The sequence below is a fragment of the Paenibacillus terrae genome (assembly GCF_005217525.1).
In the GTDB taxonomy this organism is placed as follows: Bacteria; Bacillota; Bacilli; order Paenibacillales; family Paenibacillaceae; genus Paenibacillus; species Paenibacillus terrae_C.
Genome location: NZ_PNXQ01000004.1, coordinates 15,074 through 23,029, shown reverse-complemented (window position 1 = coordinate 23,029; position 7,956 = coordinate 15,074). Strand labels below are relative to the sequence as shown.

The window sequence follows — 7,956 nt, the reverse complement described above, 5'->3', positions numbered from 1 at the left end:
TTATTCTACGCGGTCAGTTTTTATTTTTTTAGTGGGAATAGTTCTTTTATTTATATCTCTATATTGATGTTTATTACCTATTTTGTTGTTGAAGGTAAAAAAACAGATTCCTCCGATAAAGAGCAAGTCTTTACAAGTCTTATTGTATCGCTTACTTTTACTTATTTCGCAATTATAACGCTGCTTTTTGTTTTTAGTTTTGTTAACCCAAATTCTTCTAACAAATTAGCACAGTTTATCCCGGAAGTTCTGACTCTATTAGTTTGGATGCTTCAAGTTGCAATTTACTTTTATAAAGAGCGCCTTCTAACCACTCTGACAAAGACCTTAATGTATTTATCTCAATTAATTCTTCCTTTTATAACATTGGTGTTAGTGTTTGGTGTATATCAGACGGGAAGTAAAATTGAATTGCATAGAAATAATGATACATTAGCTATAATGGCTTCTATAGCTGTTATACTGTTTATTTACACGTTCCTATTGATTTTAAAACATAGAAAAAGTGAAGGTAGCAATAGCAATGTGTGGGATTACATATTCTGGCCTTCATTAATACCTTTAACTATTATTATGTTGTACTCCACTCCTGTTTATAGTGGCTTTGTTTCAGATGATTTCCATTTAGGGGAAATTTTCATGCCCTTACAACAAATGTTGAATTATGGAATGAGACTTAACGTAGATGTAATGTCAATACAGGGTATAATGGGCCCAATGTATAGTCTTGTTAATGACTATGTTTTTAATGGAAACCTATCAAGTATCAACTATACGTTTGCTGCATTCCCTATAATTATGGGTGTCTTCGTAGTGTTGCTTATAAAAAAATTATATGATTCAAAATGGGCTTTTTTATTCATCATATTTTCTTTGCCAATATTATATGAATCGGGCATGAACAGAACTTATTTAATTGTTCCTTATATGCTAATTCTTTTTCACAAAAAGACGCTGTCTAATCCTGTGAAGTGGACCTTTTTTTATTTTTGGATGTCTTTAGTCCATTGTTTATATAATCCATCCATGGGTGCAGCTTTGACAGTAGCCTTTTTACCTCTATTTGGCGTGATGTTATATAGGACGATAAAGCTTAAGTTATGGAGTAAGGTATTCTTCAAACATAAATTATTATTCTGTAGTTTATTGGTAATTCAACTTTGTACTTTAGTAATGTTATTCCCAACACTATTGGGGACTGTTCAATTTATTCTTGATAATGGCTCTGCTAATACCCTTGCATACGGGATAAGTCTTTTTTCCGAAACCCAGTCTTCTCCTGAATGGTTTCCTAAGCCCTTTCCGTACGATAAACTAAATAGACTGCTTTGGGAATCCATTAGAATTGGAGGATGGATATTCACTCTGTTTCTTTTTGTGGGATTAATGATTTTTAATGTGAAAAGAGCAGTGTCTTTCAATAAAGAAAAGCAAACTTATCTCATGATTTTATATTGTATTACATCGGTTGTATTCTTAGTATTAATCACCGGGTATAGCTTAGGGCGCTTAGATTCTGGTTCAATGCATCGCTCTGGATCAATTACTTTTATATGTTTTGCTTTTTTAATACCAGCCCTGTATGTCTTTTTTCTTAAAAATAGGTTTAATAGTGTAGCTCATCATATATATTTAATCGTATTTGCAATATTGCTAGGTTCTGTGGCAACTTTTGGGCAGCAGCAGGCTTTTAGAATTACAGAAAAGCTAATACAACCAATGGTTGTGCCAGACAACGCTATTTTTGTAAATGGTGAAAAGCAGGGTATTCCAGATGTCGGTGAGGGATTTATTGCTAAGGAAAGATGGCAAGAGATGTTGGATTTTAAAACAGTACTCTCAAAAATGTTGAAAACAGGAGAGACTTATGCAGATTTAACAAATCGGACACTTTTTTATGAGATAACTAACAAAAAAGTTCCTACTTTCTATTCTGCAGATTATCTTGCTGCCAATGAAGAGATTCAAGAAAAAATGATAAAAAATCTTGATAAAGAAGAGCCGCCATTAGTTTTTATTGGTCCAGCAATCAGACATGATGGAGGACCCGCTTCAATACGTGCCTATAGATTATATAAATGGTTTTTAGAAAGAGACTACGTGTACTATCAATATAATTCTCTTCAATTTTTGGTGAGCAAGCAGAGAATGTTGGAAACTAAAGCTTATGAAGGTACAACTGATGCCGGTGAAAACGAATTAAGAGCAGTTTTTCATCAAAAGGATTTAAAATCGTTACCAGTTGCTTGGGGAAGAAACTTTAAAGAAATGAAGGATCGATTTCAATCTTTACCGGACTATATGCCATTGTCAGGATCTAATGAGATTATCAAAGAAGCGGATGGGAGTATAGTGACCAACGGTAATGATCCATATGTGAGTTTTAAACTTGATTCTCCTATACAAGGAAAAGATGCTGACTTTTTATTAATTGACCTCAATATTGTAGGATCTCAGGAACCTTTCCAAGGCCAACTTTATTGGAATAGTAGTAACAGAAAAAGTGAGAAATATAATGAAGATCATTCTTTCTTATTTAATGTGGTTAGTGGACAATTATTAATACCTTTAGGTTCGGATCCGGACTGGTTAAGAAACAGCCACAATGAGCTAAGATTCGATGTAGGGGATAAGGCTAATGTAAAAGTTAAAATTAACTCTATTAAATTGGTTAAGCTAGTAAAATGACCAGATAGAAGTTCAGCTATGGTTGGTTAGCAAACTGTGATTAAAAGCGCATAAGAGCATGCATCGTACTTTATGTATTCATGCTCATTATGTGCTACATATCTAGGAATGACAAGGAATTCTAGTTCATTAAGAAGTATGGAGTCATGTGTTGATAATGGAGGAAACGAAATGCCGAAAATTTCAAAAAAAGAGTATTTTCTATTTTTATTCTTAATAATATTAATTTTTTCGATTTCTATATTCGTGAGAACTTCTAATCTAAAACCATACTCAAATATAACTAATATTGATGCTTCCTATCATGTCCTGTTAACCATAGATGCACTTAAAGAGAATTCGATCAAAGATCACTTGTTCTTACCTATTGTTTCATTGGGGCCGGTGGAGGATAAATATATTTCTTGGGGCGCAACTGTTTCTGATAAAAAAGGAAATTATTTTTATACTTCTTTTCCTCAACTTGGTTTTAGCATCCCTTATCTGTTTTTTAGTTTGTTGGGGCTTAACACTACTATCATAAATTTAATGTATTTTAATTTAATAATTCATTTTATTTGTTCTATTTTTGTAGCTATTTTATGTTTTTTACTGATTAGTAAGATAACAAATAATAAAAAACTTTGTTTATATGGAGTTATTATTGCAGTCACAGTATATATTTTCAACTTAGAGTCGTTATTTTCTCATGGTGTAATATATTGGTCTCAATCTTTATTTCAGGTTTTTTGGATAAGTCAGCTTATTGTATTTAATTATTTGCTAAAATTAAAAAATGGCAACAACGTTTATATGTATCTTCTGTTTTTCTTTTTATCTTTTTGCGCTCCGGCTACAGAATGGACAGGATATTTGTCTAATTTTATTTTTCTAATATGTTTATTTTTCTTGGGAATTAAGAGTAAAAATAATTTGACTTTACTTTCTATTATTATTTCTAGCACTTTACTTGCGGTTGCTTCGTTTTTGATACCATTTTGGATAGCTATTGGTCCAAAAGCATTGATCAATACTTTAGAATCTCGTTTTTTCGCACGCAATATTGCGAATTCTATTGGATGGAGATACCTATTTGAAGGCTACTGGGAATCTTTTGGACCATATTTAATCTTAACAGGGTTAATTGTGTTGTTTTGTTTACTAAATAGAAACATTCGTCCTGATTTCATTAGTAATTTCAAAAAATTAAAAATATGGTTTTTTCTTTTTTTATTCCCCATTTTTGAAAATGTGATTATGAAACAACATGCAATAATATATTCATTTGATCGTTTGAAGCTTGTCTTGTTAATAATTCTCATAATCTTAGTGGGGGTAGCTAGTGCAAAATCTATATATATTAAAAAAATGAGTATTTTGATTGTGCTATCGGCTGTAGTTACTCTTGTTCAATTTTATAATAGTCATAGAGTATGGGAAGAAAAAGATTTAGCTGCCAGCGAGTCACTAATTGAATATATAAATTCTAAGTATCACAACGCGGTATTTTATAATAATGGCGACGTTAGAGGATACGCAAATTTACTGCTACACAGGGGAGTTTATGAAAAAATACGAGATAGAAAGGAACTTGCTGATGATGCCGTACAAGTCTATAAAGATAAAAATATTGTATGGCTTTTAGGTAAATCTCTTAAAAACGGTTTGTTCTCATGGGGAAATGCTATAATATATGACCGAAATCAAGGCGAAATTATAATCGTAGGAATAATCCCTAAAAATGTTATTGAAGGTGCGATTCCAATTGATAATAATGTTGTGAATTTAATGACAGACAATAATGTATCTAGCTTGGAAGTAAACAACAAAATATTACCGATTTATAGAATAGCTCCTCAAGGAATCATTCATTTAGATAGTAAATTGGCTAGAAAAAATGAAAATTCCATTTTTAAGATAAGTATATCTTTTAAAGATTTAAATATTACAACAGCTGATTTTACAGATAGTAACTGGTACTTAGGCGTTCATCGTAATAACTCAACAATCTTACTTGAAAATAATATGGAGACTAATCAAGTGTTAGAGAAAAAACCAACAATTTTAATTGATAGACAAGGAAAAGAGTATCATATTTTAAACATTTCCATTAACGGACCATGGATTCAGCTTAGTCTTAAAGAAAAAGATATTCAAAAATTGATATTTCCAAATTCATTTACTGTGAAATAGGTAGGTCTTTTGCATTTTTTTGTTTGGATATTGATAGGCGGAGAACTATCAGTTTGACAAAATTCTTCATAATGCAAATTTTTTTTACAAGTGATAGAATAAACAATAAATAAACTGTTAGGGGATTATAATGCTATTATTGTTGCTTTTTTTAGCAATGCTTTTTAACATTGTCGCTCAAATCACTTTAAAGCATGGAATAAATGTTTTGAATTTTACCGGGATTAGCTTTCAATCACTTATAAAGTTGTCTACCTCACCTTACATATGGTTCGGTGCAATTTTATATGGTGTTAGCTTTGTATTCTACATCTTTGCTTTGTCTAGGGGGGAATTGGGAAGAATTTCGCCTGTATCGCAGGCATTGACTACACTAGGTATTGTTGCAGTGTCTGTTTTGATTTTTCACGAGCCGATAACTGTTTTTAAACTAATGGGTATTATCTTGCTGATTATCGGTACTATCATTATTTTTTATTGACTAAGAATATACAAAATGTGGCACTGACAAAAGGGGAATGACTTTTGAATTACGATTATGTTATCTTTGGCGCTGGGATATACGGTCTTTATGCTGCTCACTTATTAGCGAAGAAAGATCTTAAAATAGCTGTGATTGAATTTGATGACAAACCTTTGCAACGTGCGAGTTATATTAACCAGGCCAGAGTTCACAACGGGTATCACTATCCAAGAAGTGTTTCAACCGCTGCGAAATCTGCTCATTACTATGAGCGATTTGTCCGTGATTTTTCTTTTGCTATAAACGATAGGTTTAAGAAAATATATGCGATTTCTGCGAATGATTCCTTAACAAATGCGGAGCAGTTTCAGCATTTCTGTGATTATGTGGAAGTACCCGCGCTAGAGGTTAATAGCAGGATGTATTTTAATCCAGGGGCAGTGGAAGCAGCATTCGAAACGACGGAATATAGCTATGATGCTAATTTAATTCGTAATTGGTACATGGAGAAGTTACAGGGCTTTAAAAATGTGTCTCTGTGTTTCAATAAACTAATTGACAAAGTAAGCATTGAAGAGGATCACTATGTACTTCGTTTCGCTGATGGATCCGATTGTACAGCTACCAACATACTTAACGCAACCTATGCGAGTATTAACCAGATTCTACGTAAGTTTGACTATGAGTTATTTTCAACTAAATATGAAATATGTGAAGTGATTATGACGGGGGTAACCAAAAACGTTCAAGATGTAGGAATTACTGTAATGGATGGGCCGTTTTTTTCTTTAATGCCTTTTGGAGAAAGCGGGTATCATTCACTTACGTCTGTTGGGCATACTCCACATGAGTCATCTTTTAGCGCATTACCTGAATTCTCTTGTCAAAAATACAATGATGCCTGTAGTGTAAGGCAATTAAGCAATTGTAATACTTGTCCGGTTAGGCCTTACACAGCTTGGACAAGAATGAACCAACTGGCTAAAAAGTATCTTAATCCTGAAATTCAAATAACCTACAAAAAATCCCTATTTGCTGTAAAAGCATTAATTAGTGCTTCGGAGCTTGATGATTCCCGACCTACGGTTATTAAAGAATTTTCAGAAAGTCCGAGATTTGTATCTGTTTTTTCTGGGAAGTTTAACACCATCTATGATTTGGAGGAAGTGCTATGAAAGAGCAGGTTTTTGTTTCTACTGTTCTGTATGCGCACAATAATGAGCAAGAAATTGTGCAGGCATTAACTGAATTAGACCGCACACTGATGACATATTTCCAACACTATGAGATCATACTGGTTAACGATTTTAGCCAAGATAAGACGCTGGAGAACGCGCATAGTGCAATGGAAAATATTTATGGGGACACTACGATTATTAATCTGTCCAGAAAACATGGTGTTGAGCATGCGATGATGGCAGGACTTAATAAATCAATGGGTGACTTTGTGTTTGAAATTGAGTCTTTATTCATTGATTTTGATTTAGACCTGCTGTACGAAATGTTCAAAACGGCAACCGGAAAAGGGTTTGATATAGTCGCTGCTACGTCTGGGCAAGCTGGCTGGAAATCTCGAATATTTTATAGAATACTAAATAAGGTGTCTTACTTAAATTTATCTCTTTCTACAGAAACTGCACGCTTAGTAACGCGTCGTGCTTTAAACGCTATGCTAAATTTGAGAGAAAAGGTAAGATATAGGAAAGCCCTCTATGAGCTTACGGGCTATTCTAAAACCTTGGTTAATTATAAGCCCGTCAATAGAATGACTGGTAGGAAAGTAAATCGGGAGAATATTTCGTTAGCTGTAGATGCGTTGGTTTCATTTTCTCATTTTGGGTTAAGAGCAGCTCATCTACTTACAGGTGTATTTTTCTTGTTTTCTTTGTTCATGGGGGGATACGCTTTATATAATTACTTTTTTAATCAGTCAGTAGTACAAGGTTGGACTACACTTATGATTTTAATCTCTCTTGGTTTCGCAGGGTTGTTTTTTATCGGTGGGATTATTGGAGAGTACACTTCACGCATATTAATTGAGATCCAAAATCGTCCTTTTTACAGTACCAAGTCTGTAGAAATGTATAAAGAGAAAAAGCCTAGATTGGAGTTAATTAAAGAAAAAGAGAGTGCTTCTGGTCAATAAGGAAGGAGAGAGCGTTGTGAAAAAAAATTGTCTTGTAGGATTTACCGGGTATGTAGGTTCCACTTTACTTGCACAGACAGCATTTGATGAGTTGTATAATTCGTCCAATATTGAGTCTATTAAAGGTAAGGAATATGATTTAGTTGTATGTGCGGCCGCCCCAGCTGTCAAATGGAAGGCTAATCAAGCCCCAGAGGAAGATCTTGCTAATATCAATCAACTGATTTCCTGCTTAAAAGAGGTCAAGGCTCAAAAGTTTGTGCTCATCTCTACAGTTGATGTATATAGTACTCCTATCAAAGTTGATGAGTCTGCGAATATACAAATAGAAACAACAGAACCTTACGGAAAACATCGTTTTTATTTAGAACAATTCGTTACCAAAACTTTTCATGACCATTTGATTATTCGTCTCCCTGGCCTATTCGGCAAAGGACTTAAGAAAAATTTTATTTATGATTTAATTCATGACAATGCTTTACATTTA

Annotated in this window: 6 protein-coding genes; all 6 read left to right on the top strand. The window is 33.4% G+C overall.

Annotated features, from left to right (window positions below):
* Positions 1 to 66: 66 nt before the first annotated feature.
* Positions 67 to 2,688 carry a hypothetical protein gene (locus C1I60_RS03220; protein WP_137060459.1) on the top strand — a complete coding sequence of 874 codons (2,622 nt, stop codon included), beginning with the start codon at positions 67 to 69 and terminating at the stop codon, positions 2,686 to 2,688.
* Between the two features lie 171 nt (positions 2,689 to 2,859).
* A complete protein-coding gene (locus C1I60_RS03215) occupies positions 2,860 to 4,860 on the top strand; it encodes a hypothetical protein (protein WP_137060458.1) in 2,001 nt (666 codons plus the stop codon).
* A 130-nt stretch (positions 4,861 to 4,990) separates the two neighbouring features.
* Positions 4,991 to 5,341 (top strand): EamA family transporter, encoded by a 351-nt coding sequence (locus C1I60_RS03210; RefSeq protein WP_137060457.1) that lies wholly within the window; start codon positions 4,991 to 4,993, stop codon positions 5,339 to 5,341.
* 44 nt (positions 5,342 to 5,385) lie between these two features.
* Positions 5,386 to 6,498 (top strand): FAD-dependent oxidoreductase, encoded by a 1,113-nt coding sequence (locus tag C1I60_RS03205; RefSeq protein ID WP_137060456.1) that lies wholly within the window; start codon positions 5,386 to 5,388, stop codon positions 6,496 to 6,498.
* Positions 6,495 to 7,469 carry a glycosyltransferase gene (locus C1I60_RS03200; RefSeq protein ID WP_137060455.1) on the top strand — a complete coding sequence of 325 codons (975 nt, stop codon included), beginning with the start codon at positions 6,495 to 6,497 and terminating at the stop codon, positions 7,467 to 7,469. Before C1I60_RS03205 ends, C1I60_RS03200 begins: the two co-directional genes overlap by 4 nt.
* A 16-nt stretch (positions 7,470 to 7,485) precedes the next feature.
* A partial coding sequence (locus C1I60_RS03195) for an NAD-dependent epimerase/dehydratase family protein (RefSeq protein WP_170970726.1) occupies positions 7,486 to 7,956 on the top strand: 471 nt, incomplete at its 3' end.